Below are 453 nucleotides of genomic sequence, written 5' to 3'. Positions count from 1 at the left end.
TACGAACGGCGCGTTCTCGTTCACGGACACGCCGCCCGCGGGCGGCAAGGTCACGTACAAGGTGTCGTACGCAGGTGACGCCACGCACACCACGGCCTCCGCGTCCGCCTCGGTCGCCGTCTCGCGGGCGACGCCCTCGCTGACGCTGAACCACAACGGTGCGCTGTACTCGTACGGCACCGATGTCTCGTTCACGGCGCACCTCGGTACGACGTACAAGAACCGCACGGTCGAGATCTGGGCCGACCCGTTCGGYACGGACAAGCCGAAGAAGCTGGTCAAGCGGGGCACGGTCAACTCCAAGGGCAACCTGTCCGCCACCGTGGACATGACCCGTGACACCACGGTCACCGCCGTCTTCGCGGGCGACGCCCGCTATGCGTCGAAGACCGCGAAGTCCATCGCGTACGCCAAGGTCAAGGTCTCCACGTCGGTGGCCAAGCAGTACAGGAC

At 66.4% G+C, this 453-nt stretch carries 1 protein-coding gene; it reads left to right on the top strand.

The genetic code is table 11. From position 1 onward, the window contains the following. A partial coding sequence (locus AC1DUE_RS20325) for a hypothetical protein (RefSeq protein WP_477041213.1) occupies positions 1–453 on the top strand: 453 nt, incomplete at both ends.

Source organism: Cellulomonas sp. P4_A2, assembly GCF_056402515.1.
The sequence above is the reverse complement of the archived record's forward strand: the minus strand, read 5'-3'. Positions and strand labels throughout refer to the sequence as shown.